The sequence below is a fragment of the Phormidesmis priestleyi BC1401 genome, assembly GCF_001650195.1.
Classification (GTDB): domain Bacteria; phylum Cyanobacteriota; class Cyanobacteriia; order Leptolyngbyales; family Leptolyngbyaceae; genus Phormidesmis_A; species Phormidesmis_A priestleyi_B.
On the sequence record NZ_LXYR01000012.1, the window covers coordinates 15,781 to 36,182 of the forward strand.

19 protein-coding genes are annotated in these 20,402 nt (G+C 47.1%); 5 read left to right on the top strand and 14 right to left on the bottom strand.

Translation table 11 applies throughout. The annotated features are described in order from the left end of the window. Positions 1 to 229: 229 nt before the first annotated feature. Genes A8707_RS08775 through A8707_RS08785 form a run of 3 tightly spaced genes read left to right on the top strand, consistent with a single transcriptional unit; the run spans position 230 to position 3,322 of the window. The gene (locus A8707_RS08775; RefSeq protein WP_068816436.1) at positions 230 to 1,618 is read left to right on the top strand and encodes a sugar transferase; all 1,389 of its coding nucleotides are present in this window, start codon (positions 230 to 232) and stop codon (positions 1,616 to 1,618) included. Continuing rightward, positions 1,615 to 2,718, top strand: coding sequence for a UDP-glucose 4-epimerase GalE (galE, locus tag A8707_RS08780; RefSeq protein WP_068816437.1), 1,104 nt, complete (start codon positions 1,615 to 1,617; stop codon positions 2,716 to 2,718). Before A8707_RS08775 ends, galE begins: the two co-directional genes overlap by 4 nt. Beyond that, positions 2,681 to 3,322 carry a YdcF family protein gene (locus A8707_RS08785; protein ID WP_156518449.1) on the top strand — a complete coding sequence of 214 codons (642 nt, stop codon included), beginning with the start codon at positions 2,681 to 2,683 and terminating at the stop codon, positions 3,320 to 3,322. Before galE ends, A8707_RS08785 begins: the two co-directional genes overlap by 38 nt. On the opposite strand, the gene A8707_RS08790 is transcribed toward A8707_RS08785, so the two are convergent. The 8 genes from A8707_RS08790 to A8707_RS08825 all read right to left on the bottom strand — a co-directional run bounded on the left by A8707_RS08790 (position 3,281) and on the right by A8707_RS08825 (position 12,056). Then, positions 3,281 to 3,859 (bottom strand): Uma2 family endonuclease, encoded by a 579-nt coding sequence (locus A8707_RS08790; protein ID WP_068816438.1) that lies wholly within the window; start codon positions 3,857 to 3,859, stop codon positions 3,281 to 3,283. The two genes, A8707_RS08785 and A8707_RS08790, sit on opposite strands and share 42 nt — an antisense overlap. Positions 3,860 to 4,202: 343 nt before the next feature. Next, positions 4,203 to 4,457 (bottom strand): glycosyltransferase, encoded by a 255-nt coding sequence (locus tag A8707_RS08795; protein ID WP_068816439.1) that lies wholly within the window; start codon positions 4,455 to 4,457, stop codon positions 4,203 to 4,205. Positions 4,458 to 4,474: 17 nt separating this feature from the next. Further along, a complete protein-coding gene (locus A8707_RS08800) occupies positions 4,475 to 5,623 on the bottom strand; it encodes a glycosyltransferase family 4 protein (protein ID WP_068816440.1) in 1,149 nt (382 codons plus the stop codon). Then, a complete protein-coding gene (locus A8707_RS08805) occupies positions 5,580 to 6,803 on the bottom strand; it encodes a glycosyltransferase family 4 protein (protein ID WP_068816441.1) in 1,224 nt (407 codons plus the stop codon). Before A8707_RS08805 ends, A8707_RS08800 begins: the two co-directional genes overlap by 44 nt. Next, positions 6,800 to 7,873 carry a glycosyltransferase family 4 protein gene (locus tag A8707_RS08810; RefSeq protein ID WP_068816442.1) on the bottom strand — a complete coding sequence of 358 codons (1,074 nt, stop codon included), beginning with the start codon at positions 7,871 to 7,873 and terminating at the stop codon, positions 6,800 to 6,802. The genes A8707_RS08805 and A8707_RS08810 overlap by 4 nt, the downstream gene beginning before the upstream one ends. Positions 7,874 to 7,919: 46 nt before the next feature. Next, complete coding sequence (locus A8707_RS08815; RefSeq protein ID WP_068816443.1) at positions 7,920 to 9,173, bottom strand: O-antigen ligase family protein; 1,254 nt, start codon at positions 9,171 to 9,173, stop codon at positions 7,920 to 7,922. A 618-nt stretch (positions 9,174 to 9,791) separates the two neighbouring features. After that, positions 9,792 to 10,775, bottom strand: coding sequence for a class I SAM-dependent methyltransferase (locus A8707_RS08820; protein ID WP_068816444.1), 984 nt, complete (start codon positions 10,773 to 10,775; stop codon positions 9,792 to 9,794). Between the two features lie 30 nt (positions 10,776 to 10,805). After that, positions 10,806 to 12,056 carry an oligosaccharide flippase family protein gene (locus tag A8707_RS08825; RefSeq protein ID WP_068816445.1) on the bottom strand — a complete coding sequence of 417 codons (1,251 nt, stop codon included), beginning with the start codon at positions 12,054 to 12,056 and terminating at the stop codon, positions 10,806 to 10,808. A 759-nt stretch (positions 12,057 to 12,815) separates the two neighbouring features. On the opposite strand from A8707_RS08825, the gene A8707_RS08830 reads away from it, so the two are divergent. Beyond that, positions 12,816 to 13,178 carry a VOC family protein gene (locus A8707_RS08830; protein WP_068816517.1) on the top strand — a complete coding sequence of 121 codons (363 nt, stop codon included), beginning with the start codon at positions 12,816 to 12,818 and terminating at the stop codon, positions 13,176 to 13,178. Between the two features lie 37 nt (positions 13,179 to 13,215). Then, complete coding sequence (locus A8707_RS08835; protein WP_068816446.1) at positions 13,216 to 14,541, top strand: recombinase family protein; 1,326 nt, start codon at positions 13,216 to 13,218, stop codon at positions 14,539 to 14,541. 91 nt (positions 14,542 to 14,632) lie between these two features. Here A8707_RS08835 and A8707_RS08840 read toward each other — a convergent pair whose 3' ends face one another. The 6 genes from A8707_RS08840 to A8707_RS08865 form a co-directional block, all read right to left on the bottom strand. Then, positions 14,633 to 15,325 (bottom strand): response regulator, encoded by a 693-nt coding sequence (locus tag A8707_RS08840; RefSeq protein ID WP_068816447.1) that lies wholly within the window; start codon positions 15,323 to 15,325, stop codon positions 14,633 to 14,635. Between the two features lie 238 nt (positions 15,326 to 15,563). Further along, positions 15,564 to 15,965 (bottom strand): hypothetical protein, encoded by a 402-nt coding sequence (locus A8707_RS08845; protein WP_068816448.1) that lies wholly within the window; start codon positions 15,963 to 15,965, stop codon positions 15,564 to 15,566. 94 nt (positions 15,966 to 16,059) lie between these two features. Beyond that, positions 16,060 to 16,947: an ABC transporter permease gene (locus A8707_RS08850; RefSeq protein WP_068816449.1), complete on the bottom strand. Its 888-nt coding sequence runs from the start codon at positions 16,945 to 16,947 to the stop codon at positions 16,060 to 16,062. A gap of 75 nt (positions 16,948 to 17,022) precedes the next feature. Then, positions 17,023 to 18,042, bottom strand: coding sequence for an ABC transporter ATP-binding protein (locus tag A8707_RS08855; RefSeq protein WP_068816450.1), 1,020 nt, complete (start codon positions 18,040 to 18,042; stop codon positions 17,023 to 17,025). 117 nt (positions 18,043 to 18,159) lie between these two features. Then, positions 18,160 to 19,140 (bottom strand): heme o synthase, encoded by a 981-nt coding sequence (locus tag A8707_RS08860; protein ID WP_068816451.1) that lies wholly within the window; start codon positions 19,138 to 19,140, stop codon positions 18,160 to 18,162. A 72-nt stretch (positions 19,141 to 19,212) separates the two neighbouring features. Further along, positions 19,213 to 20,160 carry a COX15/CtaA family protein gene (locus tag A8707_RS08865; RefSeq protein WP_082906295.1) on the bottom strand — a complete coding sequence of 316 codons (948 nt, stop codon included), beginning with the start codon at positions 20,158 to 20,160 and terminating at the stop codon, positions 19,213 to 19,215. Positions 20,161 to 20,402: the final 242 nt, after the last annotated feature.

The window sequence follows — 20,402 nt, forward strand, 5'->3', positions numbered from 1 at the left end:
CTCCGTAGGATTTCGGGGAATGAAGAACAGTTTCTGCAAGCATCGTGATCTTGATTTGGGATTGGGCATCTTAGTAGAAATCAGTGATGCCCACAGGTGGGTTTGGCGGTAGAGACTCCATTGTTGAAATGATTCGTTGGAATTAACGACCTGTGGTGATTGCCTTATCGAGAACAAAACGCTCTCATTTCTCGATCGCTTTTCCCTGTCCACGCTCTAAGTATCTTAGATGTCAACTAGCACCTCTTTCTCTAATCCACCAGCAAAATTACTGGTCTCTCGTCGCCAACTTGCGATCGCTCTCCTCGCAGGAGATATCTTGGGATTAGGCGTTTCTCTGTCACTAGCGCTGTGGTTTCGGTTTGGGCAACTGAGCGAACTGCATCCCCTCCTTTATGGAGTGGGGTTGTTGGTTTTGACGGGGCTATATTTAGTCGATGCCTATCGTCCAGAGTTGCAGATTCAAGGCGTTTGGGTTTCGCTGCGAATCGTAATCAGCAATTCGACCATCGCCCTGCTTAGTGCTGCTTTTATTTACTTATCAGGACTGTGGGTAGAGAATGCACTTTTAGGACGAGGCGTTTTATTACCTAGTTTGGGATTGTTTACAAGTTGGGCGATTCTCTTAAGATGGGGAGCGATCGCTTGGGTTCAGGCTCAACGCGATCGATGGGTGGTCTTGGGAAGTGGAGAGCAGACTCAGAGGTTCATACAGGATTTTTCAGCGTCGAATTCTTCTGGACGATTGATATTGACCGAAAATTCTGAACTGACAACCTTCCATCCTTTAACCTGGGTTGAACAATCAAACGATCGCTTGACTCATCATCCTCATTCTGGGTTAGGCATCATTGTTTCAGATCAAGATGAACTGACCGAATCACAACTCAGCCATCTGATGTATTTGCGGTTACAAGGAACTTCTATTTATGGACTACTCGATTTTTACGAGACGTTCTTTTATAAGTTACCGTCCAAGTTACTCAGTGATTCCTGGTTTGTGTCGAGTAGCGGTTATCGACTGATTGGAGATCGAGTTAGTCTAAAGATTAAACGAATGATTGATGTGATGTCTGCAATTACATTACTGATTACATTCTCACCCGTAATCATCCTAACGGCGCTGGCGATTCGGCTTGATAGTCCTGGTGCGGTGTTATATAGTCAACTGCGATCGGGGCTAAACCGCAAGCCCTTCAAGGTTTACAAGTTTCGATCGATGTATCAAGATGCCGAAACGCGAGGCGCACAGTGGGCACAAGAACACGACCCACGCATCACACGAGTTGGGCACTGGCTGCGCTTAATGCGAATCGACGAATTGCCCCAAATCTGGAACGTACTGCGCGGGGAAATGAGCCTGATTGGTCCTCGTCCAGAACGCCCAGAATTTGACACGAAACTGGCAGCGGCAATTCCTTATTACGACGTTCGCTATTGGGTGAGACCGGGCATTACAGGCTGGGCACAGGTGATGTATCCCTACGGAGCTTCTGTAGAGGATGCTTACGAAAAACTCGCCTACGACCTGTACTACATCAAGCATTACTCGCTCTGGTTGGAGTGGGCGATCGCATTTAAAACCATTCGAGTTGTTCTACTAGGAAAAGGCAGATGAACCAGAAAGTCTTGGTGACGGGTGGCGCAGGTTACATCGGTTCCCATGTGGTGCGGCAACTAGGTGAAGCGGGCTATGACGTGGTGGTGTATGACAATTGCTCAACAGGTAGCGCCTCTGCTGTGTTATTTGGCAAACTGATCGTTGGAGATTTAGCAGATCTCGATCGGCTCTACAAAGTCTTTGCTACTCATCAATTTACTGCAGTGCTGCATTTTGCTGCCAGTCTGATCGCTCCCGAATCGGTGATCAATCCCCTCGACTACTACGCTAACAACACTCGCAACACCTTGAATTTGCTGCGATGCTGCGATGCGTTTGGCATTGATAAAATCATTTTCTCCAGCACGGCTGCGGTCTATGGCGAACCTGCTCATAACCCTGTCACTGAAGAGACACCCACGCTGCCGATCAATCCTTACGGACGATCGAAGCTGATGAGCGAATGGCTGATTCAAGACACCAGCAAAGCGTCTCATTTGCGTCACGTCATTCTCCGCTACTTCAACGTTGCAGGCGCTGATCCGAGTGGACGGATTGGACAGATGAATCTCGAAGCCACGCACCTGATTCGTGCCGCCTGTGATGCTGCCCTAAGCCGTAAACCGGGTGTGAGAATCTTTGGCACCGACTTCCCTACCCCTGACGGCACCGGGATTCGCGACTATATTCATGTTGAAGATCTAGCATCGGCTCACTTAGCGGCGCTGCGCTATCTGGAAGCGGGTCACGAGAGCCAGATTTTGAATTGTGGATATGGGCAGGGTTATAGCGTCAGGCAGGTGATCGATCGCGTCAAAGCCATTTCTGGGGTTAATTTTTCAGTGATTGAAACCGATCGTCGTCCGGGTGATCCTGCTTGTGTGACGGCTTGTGCAGATCGCATTCGTCAAGTCCTCGACTGGCGACCGCGCTACGATGATTTGGATATAATCGTCCGCACTGCCCTCTACTGGGAAATTCGCCGCGACAAGCAGACTATTCAGCATCCGTTGATCCAAACTTTGGCAAAACGGCTTAGACAAGCCCCGATCGCTCAGACCCATTCTGTAAAGAGCCGCCATGCACAAGCGTCTGCGATCGCGAACAGGCAACCCTAATCGGCTGATCAACTGGTTTTTGGTGGGAGTGTTGATGATCAGCGCGATCGTTCCTATTCGACTGACGATCGCGGTTCATCAAACTCCCATTCCGCAGGCGATTTTCGTATTGGGTGGAGATCTCGATCGCATGAAGTTTGCGGCTCAGTTCTGGCAGTCTCATGCTGATTTGGATATTTGGATTTCTGATTTTGCCGCTTACGAGATCGAGAATCGCCAAATTTTTCGACAGTTTCGCATTCCAGAAAATCAAGTCAATTTTGACGGTCAAGCAACGGATACGGTGACAAATTTCACGTCCCTTGTAGATAATTTTGCCCAACAAAAACTACAGCACCTCTACCTGATCACTTCGGACTATCACATGAGGAGAGCGAGCACGATCGCGGCGATCGTATTGGGCAGTCGAGGGATTGCGGTTACGACGGTTTCAGTACCTGCAAAACATCTCAAATCAGAGTCACTGCTGCGAGTTTTGCGAGATGGTGGGCGATCGATTCTCTGGCTAGCAACAGGTCGCAGTGGTGCCAGTCTCAACCCCCATTTGGGTCAGCACGAGCGGTTAACCAAAAATTCGACTCAGATCCAGCACAAACCTGGGTAAGACTGCTTCGCCCGAAAGCGTGGTTGGGGACTGTAGCGTTTCAGCAGGCTGATCAGGGCGATAGATGCTCACTTGCCTTATTTGTGGGTCAATGAGCCAACCGAGCCGCACTCCATTGCCCACATATTCCCGCATTTTTTCCTGAAGATCTTTCAGCGTGTCGGTTTCTGACCTCAATTCGATCACAAAATCAGGAGCGATCGGAGGAAACTTTTTCTGCCGTTCGACACTTAAAACGTTCCAGCGTTCATTCGTAATCCAGGCGACATCGGGCGATCGATTCGCTCCATTCGGCAACTTGAAGACGGTTGAAGAATCGAAAACGACTCCCAATTCTGTTTGACGGTTCCACAGATTCACGTCCGTCGTCAAGTCTGCATTCCGATGTCCTGATTCTCCTCCGGTTGGTGGCATAACAACTAGCGCTCCTGTTGCGGTGCGTTCAATTCTGAGATCGGAATTGTGTTGGCAAAACTCATAAAATTCATCGTCGGTCAGGTTAATGATTGGACGCAGATTAATCACTAAGGCAGTCATCGTTCGCCTCGCTGAATTAGTACTTGTAACGAGATCTGCAACTTTCCTGAAACGCCCGCAAAGACTGCCCTCACCCTAACCCTCTCCCACGGGGAGAGGGAACCGGAACGGTTTGGAAGCCCTTTTCTTGGGGGAGAAGGATTGGGAGGGCTTCGCTCCACTGGGTGAGGAGGGAGAATTAGTTACACCTCGCGTCTCCATAGCTTAACAGAACTGCTTTTTCCACAGGACTTTCTTTTAAGGGCTAGAAGTCTTTCAGTGCCTTCACTCCCCGTCTCTTTAAGGCTGAGGAGTGTCAACTAATTGCAGCAACACCGATCGCACCTCCCACAGATCGCCACCCTCATAGCTGTCGATAAAACTCCAGCAAACTTTTGAGAACCTTTTCTCGTGAAAACTCCTGCTCGACGCGCTTTCTGGCATTTTGACCGAGGCGCGATCGCAATTCTAAGTCAGCCGCTAATGTCTGAATCGCCTCTGTCAGCGCCCCTTCATCTTTAGCAGGCACTAACAAGCCCGTTTTTCCTGCCTGAATCGCACAGCAAATACCGGGAATATCAGTGCCAATAAGTGGCTTTGCGGCGGCAGCTCCTTCCAAAAGCGAGAATGTTTTGACTACTCGCAGGTCGAAGCGGTGCCAGTCTCAATCCTAGAACTAAGCTGTTGTGACAGAACTTCCTGATACACCAATCGAATCTGAGTCAGCATCAATTCCAGTGTAAACTCCTGCAAAAACCTAGCTCGACTCGCTTGTCCCATTTGTTCACGCAGTTCAGCAGATCGAATTAGCGTTTTCAGTGCGATCGCGAGTGCCTCCCCGTCTTCATGAGGAACTAGGCAACCCGTTTCGCCTTGTATCACTTCTTCAGGAATTCCATTAACACTTGTAGCAATCACAGGCAACCCTGTTCGCATCGCTTCTAAAATGCTGATGGGCAACCCTTCATAGTGAGTGCTCAACACAAAAATCTGCGATCGTGCCAACAAATCTGGAACGTCTTGACGATCGCCCAAGAAATTCACTCGGTCAGCAATTCCTAATGTCTCTGCCATCGTCTTACAGGCTTCTAGAGAAGGACCACTGCCCACCAAATCAAGAGAGGAGGATTCCTGCTTTAGTTGAGCGATCGCTTTAAGTAGTGTGGCTTGATCTTTCTGTTCGTTAAATCGTGCCACCATGATCAAGCGAGGTGGTTCCTTTGCGGGCTGAGCACTCGGAGCTAAAACGCTCGGAATGCCACAGCGAATCGTCGTCAAAGAAAATGGAGTCCCTACCCCTAACCGCAACGCTAACTGGCGATCGCTCTCTGACACACAGATCAGCTTAGCGGTGAGCGGTGCCAACAGTTTTTCGGTGAACAGAGCCAGCGATCGACGCAAGCGAGGCGTATTCGGTGTAAAGCCCCAACCGTGCGCTGTAAAAATGGTGGGAATGCCACAAAGCCATCCTGCAACTCGCCCTACAACCCCCGCTTTGCTGCTATGAGTATGAATGATGTCGGGCTGAATTTTGTTAATCAGAGCAACAAAATCTTTGACGGCGAGTAGATCCTTCAGCAAGTTAACTCCCCGTGTCAATGTTGGGACACAATGAACCGTCACTCCCGCATCCCGAAGGCTTTCGGTCAGCGAACCAGTTTGCCCAACTGCCAGATGAACTTCATACTCTAGATGAAAATGTCTAGTCAGATCTCGAACGTGGGACTGAGCGCCGCCCAGTTCAGATTTTGTGATCACATACAGCAGGACTCGCTTGGTATTCATTGTGAACATTGTGAAGAGGGTGGGGTAGGATTCCGAGTTCTCGATAGAAGGTCGTAAGACGCTGAAAAACAAAGCGCTCATCATATTTAGACTGGACTCGCAGACGACCTGCTCTTCCGTAAGCACTTCGCAGATTGGCATCAAGCAGCAATATCCGTAGCGCTTCTGCAAGTAGGTCTGCCTGACGAGGAGGCACAATTAGCCCAGTTTGACCGTGAAGCACAGCTTCTCGACAGCCTCGAATATTGGTTGTCACCACAGGCAACTCCATTCCCATCGCTTCTAGGATCGATCGTGGTAGCCCTTCATGGGTAAAAGTGGGTAGCGTGAAAATGTCGAGCAGTCCGAGCAGCTCAGGAGTATCTTGGCGATGACCTGTGAATGTGACGTGATCTTTCAAGCCAAGCGTGTGAATTCGTTGGAGCAGTTCTGCTTGAAAGGGTTCGGGGTCGCCTTTTACCTGTGCCCCGATAATCAGCAGATGCAGATTGGGAAACTCAGGCAGTAGGTTTGCGATCGCCTCCACTAAAACCCCACTGCCTTTTTTGAGGGTCAGTCGCCCGATCATGCCGATGATAAGCCCTGCGGTGTCAGGAATTTCTAAAGACCGTCGCAGTTGGATTTGAGCACCCGACTCTAAACAAGTTCGGCTGAAGCGATCAACATCAATGCCGTTGCCAAGATAGCGCACTTTATCTGGTGGGCACAGGTTTGACTTTTGCGCTGTTTCAAAATCCTCTTCACTCTGCGTCAATACTAGGTCAGTTAGCAATGCACCCAGTTTTTCAACGGTGAAATACAACCAATAGTTTAAGGGTGGTGATTGATCGTGAAATGGAAATCCATGAGCTGTATAAACCACTCGTGGAACACCTGCCAATCTAGCTGCAATACGACCGACAACAGCAGCAACAGGCGTATGAACATGAACGAGATCATACTGGTGGTCACGCATTAACTTCGCTAAGTGATAAATATCAATTAGGTGAGCCAATGGAGAGAAACGACGAGCGATCGTAATGGGATGAATCACATATCCCTTCTGCTGCAACTCTTGTAACTCATTTCCAGGAGAGCAGGTACTTTCAACCGACAAGCGCTCAGTTAAAAAGTAATTGATTTGAGGAAGCAACAGATTCTTAACGGTGTATCCAACTGCGCTAGTGTGAAGAATTTTCATTGAGAGACTCGGTTGTATAAGTTCAAGTACTCTAAAGCTGTACTTTGAATGTCAAATCGAGCTGCCTGAAGTTGTGCATTTTTGCCCATTCGAGACCGTAAATCTGGGTCTTTAAGCAATTTGTCCAAGGCGGCAGCAATGTCGTTTGGAGAAGATGGATCAACTAAAAATCCAGCTTGAGATTCTTGAGGAACAACTTCTTGCAGTCCTGGTACATTACTCACCACAACAGGAAGCCCTGCCGCCATCGCCTCCACGACTGCCAGACCAAATCCTTCCCAAAGAGAAGGGAGTAGGAAAATATCAGCCTGCCTGAGTAAATCAGGGATATCTTTGCGAAACCCCAGAAATTTCACCTTGGATTCCATTCCTAGAGATTTCACCGAGCGTTTCAAATCAGCTTCTAAAGGTCCTGAACCCAAGATCCAGTATTCAAAGGACCGATCGGAGAGGCTATTCAATGCTTGAATTGCTGCTTCAAAGTTTTTTAGTTGGACCAATCTACCCACAGAAACAATAATAGGAGCTTTATGATGTGGTCTCTCCTCTACGTTAGACGAGTATTCAGAATGATTAATTCCGTTATGAATAACCTCTAATTTATCTGCTATTTGGGGCTGCCACTGATGCAACAACGTAGAGGTTCCAGCACTGATGCAAACTACTTTCGTATAGAAAGTATAGAGAAATTTGTCAACTGCCTTACCTAAATTCGTGCTTCTACGACGATTAGATGTACTGTGTTCAGTGGTAATAAGACGAGCGTGAAGCTTTAGCAGTTTAAGAACGATCGGCACAAATAATTGAGCCGGAAATAAATGAACATGAATAATGTCTAAGTCTCGCCAAAAAGGTTGTTTAAGAAATGAGTAAAGCTTAAACAGAGCTAGCACTCGGTAGGGGTTATCTAAATTCAGCGAGGAAGTGTTGTGTAAGCCATTCGCAGAGGAAGTCATCAAACTTAAGGCATGGCTATTAATATTTTGAGCTAAAGAAATTTCGTGAAGTTGAAGCAATAGTTTTTCTGCTCCGCCTCCTTCAAAAGAATTGATGATGTGTAGAACTTTCATAATTTAGCTTGTTTTTGATTTGTGACGCTAATACAATCAGAGTTCTTTAGTTATCAATTCTAAAAGTACGACACTTATCTTTTTGAATGATGACATCTGCGGCTGCAAGGGCGAACCATATCATCGGAAACCAATAGTTTGAGATAAAAGTATAGTGAATTGAAAGGGATAAAACAGCAACCAAAACGAGTCTAGATTCAAGGCTTCTTATTTTAGACAACCCAATAATTCGCGCCACAATGAATTTTAAAAATAAGGCTAATCCTATCAATCCAGAAGCAATTAAAACTTCAGCGTATAAACTAATTAGACCTGCATCAACCACTTGAATCCCTGCAAAAATTTGACTATCTACTGCCATTTGAGAAACAGTCCCCCAGCCAATTCCGAATGGCGCAGAAACAAACAAGCTTAAAGCATCTCGAAATCGCCTCGCTCGATCGAAGGCTGAAAAGTTACTTTGCTCAGAGGGATCGGAGAATATTTGTAATCGCGCCCCAACGGTTTGATCTAAGTAAGATCGACTAAGATCGGAAGACAGAGCGATAACAACCAACAAACTTACAACGATAACTATAACAAGAGAGCTTTTAGAACGAATGTTAGATAAAGAAACGATCATGAGTGCAACAGGGAGAGCTACAAACGCTGTCGCGCTGACTAAAAGAATAAACGTCCCCAAAACAGGTAAATAATAGCTTGCCTGGATAATAAATGGCTTGTCTTTAAAGTATAGGAACGAAAGAGGTAGGGCAAGTTCATAGAAGACTGCCATGTGTCCTGCTTCCTCCGCAAAACCGCGAGGTCTAATAAAATAACCTGCAACCGAAGCATCTGATAAATCTATTTGACCGTAAGGAATTACGTCTACAAATTTAATGCCAAAAAAGTTACTCCCAATAAACTCAACCACCACAAAAGCAGAAACAATTGCTAGGGAGACTGCAAAAGCTTCCCCAAACACTTCGAGAGACTTAACTTTTCTAAGTAAGCTTTTGACTGTAATAAAAAAGAACACTACTGAAGTTAGGATCGCGGCAGTGTGATTTAGATTCTTCGCCCCTAAATAGTCTGTTGAGAACATCATTGCAATAATTCCCAGCACGATTACTAGAAAGATTTCGACATCTTCTTTAGTAAACTTAAGCCTTGCGGTTAGTAATGCAAAAATTGTCACCAGTGCCATCAATACTAAGGGTAACGGCAGCCAGGGACTAATAGAGAATGCACTAATAAAGGGCATTACCAGAATGTGCATTCGAAGAATAATTATTTCTAGAGTGTTGGATTGTTTCGACATCTTCACAGCCTCTAAATTAATTTGTTGAGCGGTTAATTAATTGCTTTTTAGCAAAATGAATAGGGTGATTGAAGAGTCTTTCAACTCTATAGGTTAAATACTCTGGACATTCTTTAAACCGCTCTGTAAAGATTTCAGAGTTTGTAGTTAACAATACTCCGGACATTTTTTTGAACGGTTCCACAAGGCTTTCAGAGTTTATGGTTCAAGGATCGAGCTATTTTTTCAAAGTTAGCTCTGCCTCTGACTTGGAAAAAAAGATCTTGTCCACGGCAGAATAAGGGTTTGAGCCTTAAAATCTGCTCAAATTTTGTCCGGAGTATTGGTTAAAGGATCGAGCTATTTTTTCAAGTTAGCTCTGCCCCCGACTTGGAAAAAAGATCTTGTCCACGACGGATGAGGGTTTGAGCCTTAGTTCCTGCTCAAACTTTGTCCGGAATATTGTAAGTTCTGACACCGGGTAAAATCCTCAGCTAGTTCTCCTTAAATTTTTTCTTAGCTGTTTGTAAGAAATATAGGTTAAAACTTCTAGCTCAATGCGATCGATCTCAACACACTTATCAGCCACGTTTCGGTTCCGTGTCGGTTCATCCCGCCAACGACTTGAAGAATCCTCATTTAATTCCGTCTCCAAACTGTGCAAAAATTCGCCCCATCGTCAGGAAACTTCTGAGCCATTTCTCGACTAGCATCAGACCAACGACTTGACAAATCTTGCTCATAAGAACTTCCCATGAATGAGTATGTTTTGACCCACTCAAGCTGCCAGGAATCTGCAAATTCTTGCTGCATACTCTTAAAGTCAAACCCTCGTCCTTGACTTGCTTCTTCGAGAGAGTGAGCCACATGAAAATCAACTAAGCGACCGACCACAAATGGAGAAGGTTGTTGTTTAAACAGTCCTTTATGAAAAGCAGCTTTTGCCGCCTCCTTTGAAGGATTGCTTCTTAACCCAACCAACTGTTTAGCTTTGGTGAGGTAGTTCTCAACTGATAAGAACCTGCTCCACTGCTTTTGCTGTGAGAAACCCTTGTATAGCCGAGCACATTCAGCATTCTTGTAGAAGCGGCTAGAAGGCTCATGTCCCGCTAACCACAACACGTTTTTACTCAGTTGAGGTAGTAGATAATTGATCGTACCGAGCGGATTCGGCAAATGGTGAAGTAATGAATTGGTTGCAAGCAAGTTGTAAGTTTGTGGGTCGTCTAGTTGACTGCTTAAATCAGAAACAAACACCGCATCTGAGAACAAAGGAGTAATTTTAGCTCGACAGCGATCAAGCATTTCTGGAGAAGGATCATAACAAGTCAATCGAGCAATGCTGCCTTGAGGCAGGTAGCGAATTAGTTGTTCAGCTTCAAAACCAGTGCCGCAACCGAAGTCTAGAATTCTCCATTCTTTTACCTCAGCAGTTTTAGCTGCATGATCAGTCATTTCTTTCCAGATGGGAGGCAGTTGTTCATGAACTTCGGGGTGGCGATCGTCATAATCTTGAGCTTCAACGGCGTGATAGAGCCTGTTGACCTCTAACACCAACTCTTCCGTCGGAAGTTGAGGTTGATAAGGAGCAAGAATCTTCGTGATGAAATCTGTATTCGTCATAATTAAGTTAAACCGTAAGTAAGGTGAAAACTAGAAAATTAGAAGCCAAAAGTAGCCCATCATGGCGACAGCAGAGGTAATCACCATCGAATTAGCAGCACCTAACAAACCCGCCGTGGGGATGAACCAGTAGCAGCTTAAAGCCGATACCAGAACTGTGGTCAGTAGCACGATCGACTGTTTGTGAATTCTCCGTTTTGCAGTGGCTGCATATCCAAGAATTGAGGTGATGTACCAGAGCGCTGCGGCAACCATCAAGCGAACGAGTAGGTTTGAATGTTCTGCAAATTCCGGGCTGTAGAGTAGACTCAGAACATTGTGCCCAGCAAAAACAGCAACTAGCACTCCAAACAACCCTAAAACAAATGCAATCCCCACAAGTTTGAGAAGTATTCTGCGAAACCCCAATTGTTTTCCTGAAGCAGCCTCCTTCGCCAATCGAGGACTTGCAGATTGCCCTAATGCAGATATAACGGTAGTTCCGACAACTTGCAGATATGCCATTGCTGCAAAAATGCCAAGTTCTCGCTGTCCTAAATAATGCTCAATAAAATAGCGAGGCAGATTGGCATTGAGAGAAATCAGCATCATTACAAAGCCAAGCGGTAGTGCAACCCAAGATAATCTCAGCAGTGTTTTGGCGCGTCCTTTAAAGCTTAGGAGAGCAGGGAATTTTAAAAAATCTCTCTCCAAAATTCCTTGCATAGTGTAGAAATTTGGGATGTCATACCAAAGCAGGACGATTGCCCATGCAGCGACCAACCCCATTACGCCCCAAACTAGACTTCGCGTTAGATAAACTGCAATCGACAAAACCACGATCGACAGAACTCCTTTGCCAATCATCGATATTGCAATACGATCCATTCGCTCTTGCTGTTGCAAAAACCCATAGAAGACATCACTGATAGACTCGATCGCTTTTGCAATGCCGATTGTGAGAATTATCCACGCTGTGTCACTTTGATAGCCTCCTAAAAGAATTACTCCCACGATCATCACTAAGGCGAGGGTAGTAGTCACCAACCTTAGCGAAAAATAATCTGCAAACTGATACTGTCCTTGAGTGTCTGTGGCTTGAATGGCTCTCAGTTGCAGATTGCATAAGAGCATTATAGGTGCAGTCACTGCCAAGCCTAAAGTAAACTGCCCTACCATTTCCGGTGTTCCTAATTTGGCAAGCACCACAAGCATCGCCCACTGACAACCTGCATAAACCACGTTGCCAAGAAAAGTCCAAGAGAAATTGTGCCGTAGCGTCAGAGGTTGAATTGTGTGCATTATCCGTTCTCCGCTCATACAGACAAAATATCTTTTGCGCCTTAGCTTCATTGGTAAAGGCAGACTTGTTTAAGTGTTCCTCAAGTACTCATATCGGTAATCCGAACTCATACTTAAGTTTTTCGTCTAGCAATGAGTCTAGAGCTAACTTATTTAAGTATTTCTACAATCTTGGTACCGAGGCATTCAGTACTTCTATGTAAGATGGATCAGAAATGAAATTGTGCAAAACGCCAGCCCCAGGCGGACAACCCCGGCGGCTGTGTTGTAGAATCCATTTTTCAGCACTGACACCTCCTCGACTCTTAATGACTAACAAAAATACGAAATCGACTCCGTACTTACGTCCCTTCACCTGCACCACTTTCTGAATCTGTTTAGTAGAGTAGGCTTCCTCCGCAAATTTTCAGACATGGAAAACACTGAAGCTTAGAGATGCCGCCAGATAGAAATCGTAATATTACGGAGAGAGTAGACTGACGCATTGACAGAAGTAGCGAAGTCTGAAGTCAGGCAACGATCGGTCATTCCTCTTCAACTCAGGGGCAGTTGTTCATAAACTTCGGGGTAGCGATCGTCATAGCCTTGAGCTTCAACTGTGTGACAAATCTGGTTAACCTCCGATCGTACTCCTGCTGAATCAAGTAATCTGAGACACAGTGTTATAAATTATTCACTCACTATTTGCGCAAAGCTCCTTTCTATTCCTGCTTTGCAAGCTTTTGTTTAGACCGAAACCACCTATCGATTGAACCTGCTATGCACATTACACAATTTCTTCACGCGGCGATTCTCGTCTCGAACTTAGAGAAATCCGAGCACTTCTACGGGACAATTTTAGGGCTGATGAAAGTCGATCGTGTCCTCAAATTTCCGGGAGCCTGGTATGAAATCAACGGCTTTCAAATTCACCTGATCACAGATGCCGCCGCCAAATCAGAGGTGAAAAACTCCGAGAAGTGGGGACGCAACCGCCATCTAGCCTTCTCAGTTGCAGATATTAATGCAGCGAAAGATCAGCTTTTCAGCTATGGATGCGAGTTTCAAATGAGCGCATCGGGACGATCGGCATTGTTTGTCCAAGATCCCGATGGCACCGTGATCGAATTAGGAGAACCATAAGCCAAAATAAAATAGAGACTGCAACACTCCCCCATCCATGAAAATTATTGCCTATCTCTACAGCGATCCGTTATTAGAACCAACGCCCGATCGCACGCTCTGGGGATGGGAAGTTGATCAGGTCTATCAAGATATTGCAACCGAAAAGGCAACCCGTCCGCAGCTACAGCAACTCTTAGCCGATTGTCAGACAGAGCCAACCCATTATTTATTAGTTCGGCGATTAGAAGAGTTGGGCGACTCGGTGCAAGAAGTCAGCGATCGTCTCGCCAATTTAGAAGCCCTCGGAGTTCGCTTGGTGACGATCGAGCAGTCTGCATCTCCATCGGATGGTGCGATCGAGACAGACTCCGACCTGCGGGCTGACCTCCTCAATCTGCTGCAAGAGGTGCAGACGAGTCAACGCAGCCGCCGCATTCGTCAAGGACACGCCCGCAATCGCATCAAGGCAATACCACCTCCGGGCAAAGCTCCTTATGGCTATCGGCGTAGCAAAAATCGCTATGTGGTTGATCGGACGACTGCACCGATCGTCAAAGAATTCTTCGAGCAATTTTTGCTTTACGGATCGCTGCGGAGTGCTGTGCGTTATCTAGAGAAGAAATATAGCAAGAAAATTTCGGTCTCTACGGGGCAACGGTGGCTAACCAATCCTGTTTATCGGGGCGACTTAGAATATCAAACTGGAGATGTGGTTGCCGATACCCATGCCGGAATTCTTTCTCGCGACGAAGCCGCTCAAATCGATCGCTTACTGCGGCGAAATCGTCGCCTGCCCTCTCGGACCGCTAGCGCCCCCCGATCGCTTGCTGGATTAGTGGTGTGTGAATCCTGTCAGTCTCCGATGACCGTGACTCGTGTGGCACCTCGCGGCAAAGACACAAAAGAATATTTATATTTGCGTCCGACTCGCTGCCCCAACACGCCGACGTGCAAAGCGATCGCTTACGAGGAGATTTTGCAAGCGACGATCGAGCGCATTTGTGACGACTTGCCTCGTGCTGTTGCAGGAGCCAACATACCAGATATGAATCTCATCAAACAGGGAATTGGAGGCGCGATCGCTGCCAAGCAAGCCATTTTAACGCAGCTTCCCGGCTTGATCGAAAGTGGCATTCTCGACACCGAAAGCGCAGACTTACGTGCCTACACCCTTCGCACCGAGATTGCTCAACTGCAAGGCAAACTCGCCCAACTGCCGCCCGTTAGTTTGAGGGCGATCGCTCAAACCGTGTCTATTCCTCAGTTTTGGCTCGACCTCTCAGAACCCGAACGCCGCTTTTACTTTCGAGAATTCATTCGTCAAATCGAACTTATTCGCGACGAAGGTGACTGGACGTTGAAGCTGCTCTTTATTTTTTGAATAGTAATCTATTACTGTAAGTAGCTGGCATCTACTGATCTGGAAAGCCACACAAACTAGCAGTTTTCGCCCATCCTGATCAGGAACCCTATTAAGCTGTGTGCCCTATCGCCAACAAAACCATTTCAAACAATTCGATTGCATTATTAGTGCATCCAATCGCACCTCTACTGCGAGCTTCCGCAACGTGTTTAGGAGCCTTGGAACCAGCGTAAATGATAAATGGAGTTTGATTGCCCATTGATCCAAGCTTGTCTAGAAGTGTATATCCTGCACGAGGATCAGGCGGTCTACCCATATCCGAAATAATCGCATCAAAATGCTGCCGGTTTATCTTTTCCAATGCTTCCTCTGTAGAGGTTGCCAATTCAAAACTGACTCCTAGTGCCTCTAGTGATTGCCTCGCATAGCTATTATTATTTGGGCGATCGTCAACCCACAAAACTCTCGATCGACTTGCGCGTCTAATAATTCGAGGAGTAACAGCTTCAGCAACCAGATCCACGGCATTTCTTGCTTCTTGGGCAGCAATTTTAGGAGTTGTTGTTCCATCAGGTTGAGAAATTGTAGCCGCAGCCAACGCAGCCGCAGCTTCGGCTTGTTTTCTTTTCAAAGAAGCCTCGAATCCTGCCCCTTTAAGAGATAATTCACCTAAACTCGAAAAAAACTCACGTAAGTCTCGACCGAAGTGGACTAAGAAATACAAAAATACTGCTGGATAAACCAACACGTTGAGCAACTTCGTTATTGCATCTATTAACTTAACAAAATCGTCGACGCTCACTTCTTACTCAACTAAAAAGCTTCAATTCAGCTTAACCGCAAATACCGAAAAATGGGCTAGAAATAGCTGTTTCAACTGACAACTAAACCGCTCAACATTTGACTAAATGAAAATGATCCGTCTACCTCTCATAATTCGGATAGTTAGGCTGACCCTTGTATCGAAGTCTTCACCAGTAAACAAAAACGGTGGATGATAAGTTACATTCACCGTTCAGCGTTGAAAAACGTGTTTAGTTTTACGGGGCTGGAGTCGTCCCGTTAACAGGTGGCACAACCTGAATCGGAGCGGGTGCCACAGAAGACGGTTGCCCCTGAATGCGTTGCCGTTGCTGTGCTTTAAATTGTGCCGCCGCATCATCTAAATTTTGCTGCTGCTCGGCTTGGAAATTACCCGAATTCGTTCCGCCTCTTATGACTCGCTGAATCAGATCAAGTACGCCAGTTGTTGAGCCATCATTGCGGTTAGAAAAAATGTCAGAAATACCGTCTTTCGACTGCGTGTCTTTAAAGGGATCGACATTTGTCACCTGAGCGATCGAGGGTCGGGCAATCAAAGAAGCCATGCCCAAGCCGATGAGAAGGTTAAGCGCAAACCAGGCGAGCGGCTTAACAGACTGAATCTCAAGTTTGGTTTTCATCGCCGTGGAAGTCCTGAATAATGAATGCTTACTGCTAATTCTACTCAAGACGCAACAAGCTTGGATTTGCTCCTGAGAACTTTGTTTCAGAACTTTACGCCAGGGTGCGCTTGAGTAAAGGCTGAATTGCCACAAATGCAACCACGTTGAATGCCAGCAAGATCAGCAGAGACATTCCCATCGTGACAGATCCCCACGGAGCATTCACGACAACACTGCTGAGATTCCAATCACTGTGCAGATAGACATAGCGAATTGGCTCGATCGCATAACTTAACGGATTCAGCGTCGCAACCACTTGCAGCCACTTGGGCATAAACGATAAAGGCACCAACGCCGTACTCGCAAACAGAAGCGGTAGGTTTGTGACAAAAATAACCGCAATCAGCTCGATGTGACCAGGAAGGGCGAACGCTAATCCTAAGCTTAATGCGGTGACGGCAAGCACGAGCATTAACACGATCAGTCCGACCAGCGCCAACCCTAACGCGTTGGGCAAACCCGAACCGAGCAATGCACTCATGACCACGATCGCTGCCGTCTGAATCAAGCTTAGTGTTGTAATGAAAATTGCGGATGCCATGACGATCGAGAACCGAGACGCAAGCGGTGCGACTAACAAACGGTTTAAAAAGCCAAACTCGCGATCAAACATTACAGGCAACCCAGCATTCAACGCGCCGCCAAATGCTGTGAAAACGATGATTCCTGCGCCGAGAAACTGCCCGTAACTGGCGCTCTCACCAAATAATCCCTGGGGTGCATTTTGGAACAGTGCTCCAAACAAGACGAGCCACATCAACGGCTGAATAATGCCTGCTGCCAGAGTCGAAGGGCGACGCTGAAGTTGAATAAACAAGCGTCGAGTCAGTGCCAGAGTTTCTTGAATAAAATCGCTGAGAGGTGTGGAGTTTGGAATAGCGATCGAGCCTTCTCGATCGTTCAAAAACTCAGATTGGGGAGGAGTAATGGTGCGACTCATAAGAAAAAATGTGAATGAGTGGGAAGAAATTTTGAATGTGAGTTTTAAGGCAGCCGATCGAAACCAACCCTTTACTTACCGCATATTTTGCTTCTTTTCTGCTTTGACATCGCGACTTCCAGCCGCCGCAATTTCGGCATCTAGCAACGTGCGACCCGTCGCATTGAGATAGACATCATCTAAACTGGGGCGAGCTTGGGCAATGCCAAATGTAGGCAATCCGGCTTGTTGAAGCGCGTGCTGAATGGTCATCAGAGCCTCACTTTGAGGAACAACCACCAAATTTAGAGAGTTTCCTTGAGCACCATTAATAATCACTTCTTGAACGAGCGGCAACGATTCGAGCAAGCCTTTTGCCTGTTCAGCCTCCTCAACCGAGGAAAACTCTCGAATCCGCAGAGTGACTCGATCGCCCCCAACCTGATCTTTCAACTCTGAGGGAGTGCCCGACGCGATCACAATGCCACGATCGATGATGGCGACTCGATTTGCAAGCGCATCAATCTCTTCTAAATAATGGCTCGTAATTAAAATAGTGGTTCCTTGCTCTCGCAGTTCGCGCAAGAAATTCCAGACGGCGACTCGACTTTCGATATCCAACCCAACCGTTGGCTCGTCGAGAACCAGCACATCGGGTCGATGGAGAAGTCCGGCTGCCAAATCTAGGCGTTTTTTTAAGCCACCAGAGTAGGTTCCTGACTTCTTATCTGCCCATTCGTCTAGCCCCAACAGCGTTAAAATCTCGGCAATTCGCGGCTTAATGGTCTGTCGTGGCAGATGGTAGAGCGCTGCCTGAAGCTCTAGAAGTTCTCGCCCTGTCAAGACTTTATCGATCGCCACTTCTTGAGCGACATAGCCGAGACGTTGACGTGCCAAACGAGGATTCTCGATCGCGGAAACCCCAGAGACCTCAATCTGCCCCGAATCGGGTGTAGTCAAAGTACACAGACATCGCAGCGTGGTGGTTTTCCCGGCTCCGTTGGGACCCAATAAGCCAAAAATCTCACCCGATTCGACCTGCAAAGAAACGTCTTTTACGGCTGCGATCGCGCCGTACCGTTTCTGAAGTTGTTCGATTAGAACCGCAGGAGCCATAGCTACTCCTCCCTTATTAGATACAAATCTTCGCCGCTGTTCTCTCTTAATTGTAGAGAGCATTTACGAGATGAATTCTCTAACGATCGTAATTCATTTCGTCAATGCGATCCATGATTAGCTCCAGGGAATTTGCCCCATCAGGGTTTGCAGATGATCGAAAAGATCAGCCGTAAGTTGATGAGTCACAGGCAAGCTATCGATCCCCATCCCCGCACACAGCAGCATCAAGTAGAGAATAGAGTACTTGAAAAGAGATTTTGCCACCATCAATTCAGACGGCTCCTGAACCAACTTCCAGGCTTTTTGGACGAAGACCCCACCGAGTAATAGCGCGATCGCGGCATACACAGCGCCCATGACGTGCAGCGGATAAACCAACAGCAGCGTCACTGGGATCAACGCCAACGTATAGTAGAGAATCTGATAGCTCGTCGATTCGTTGCCCTCAACGACAGGCATCATCGGCACGCCTACTTTGGCATAATCTTCGCGAATCATAATCGCCAGCGCCCAGAAGTGAGGCGGTGTCCACATAAACACGATCGCAAACAGCACCCAGGCTGCCCAACTCAAATCGCCTGTGACCGCCGCCCAGCCTACCAGCGGAGGAATCGCCCCGGCTGCTCCGCCAATCACGATGTTTTGAGTGCTGTGACGCTTGAGCCAGTGGGTATAGACCACGACGTAGCAAAAGATGCCAGACATCGCGAGACAGGCACTGAGTAGATTCGCAAATACAGTCAACAGCACAAAAGCAGTCACCGCCAGCGTGGTCGCAAAAATCAGCGCGTCTCTAGGGCTAACGCGCCCCGACGGCAGCGGACGGTTGCGAGTGCGCTCCATAATATAGTCAATGTCGCGATCGTACAGACAGTTAATCGTGTTTGCCGCCCCTGCTGAAAATGCACCGCCAATCAGCGTAGTGATCAGCAGAATGGGAGAAACTTGTCCTTCAGCCGCGATCCACATTCCACCCGCCGTTGTGATCAACAGCAGCAAAATGATTCGAGGCTTTGTCAGTTGCCAATAGCTTTGAATGACGTGCAGAAAATCTTGATTGCGGCGAGAAATGCCAGGAAGCGCAGTGTTTTGCATTCTCTGATAAGTTCCAAAAGGTTAAGAGTAGGAGTAGGAGAGGATGAAAAAGACGAGTGAAATTTATTGGATTTAGAAGTTTACCGTTTCTTCCCAGGTTTCAGCTTTTCTCAAAACTGGAGCGTCTCGAAACGCTAAAACAGTGAAGACCAGCAGAGTACCCAGTAAGGAAGCTCCAACAGCCTGATGGGCAACGGTCAGAGGTTCAACCTGAAGGTGAAGGCGGAAGGTCGCAACGCCCAATGCGATTTGCAGCAACAGGCAAAGTCCAGCTAGGCTTGCCCAACGGCGGAGTGAAGGATGCAGGGCAGGAGTCCGCCAAGACAGGACGATGAGCGTGAGGGTGGCGATCGTCGCCGGAACTACCCCCGCGAGGTGGCTGTTCATCACCGCACAGAGCTGATTGGTGCCATAACACTGATGCAGCGCCCACTGAGAAGAGACTAATCCGCCCAAAATACTTTGCACGTAAACCAAGATAACGGCAGTGACTCCAACCCACTTCAGCTTACCGACGTTTCCGGTTCCATGATGGGACAAAAGGGCTGTGCCGATAGCAACCAGCGTACTGAAAAATAGAAGTCCGGTTCCTAAATGAGCAGTGACGATATCAAATCGCAACAGTTCGGTGACGGTTAATCCGCCCAAAACGCCCTGAACGATGACCAGAAATAGGGCAAACGTCGCTGCCCAAGGGGTCCAGACGGGAAGGACGCGGCGATACCACCAGGTTAGACTAGCAAGCCCGATCGCGGCAATCCCCATTGAGGTTGCAATCAAGCGATGAAACCATTCCAGGAAGACCTGAAGATTCATCTGATCACGGGGAACAAATTCGCCATAGCAAAGGGGCCAGTCAGGGCAGGACAAACCAGCATTCATAACACGGGTTGCGCTGCCCAACGCCATTAAGAAGAGAGTCGCGATCGCCAACCCAAACACTAGGCGAGTCACCCAAGTTTTAACAACGGTGGGGTCAGGGGTCGAGGCGGCTGACTGATGCAGGAAAGAGTCAAACATGAATTAGAAGCCCTAGTTTTGATGCTTGAAAATAAAACAAAAGTTAATCAAACGCTCCGTATCTACTCTAGCGTCTACTTTAGTAACGCAACGCTAACTCCTGACAGGCTTTCAGAATTTCTTTTAATTGTGGATTTCGTCAAACCAATATTCAACAGCCTTGCAGCAAAATTCTAAAGAGATTGTTAAGGATAGATAGATAACGACCTTCTCATGAAGGGGGTGGCTTACCGTGTAGTTAG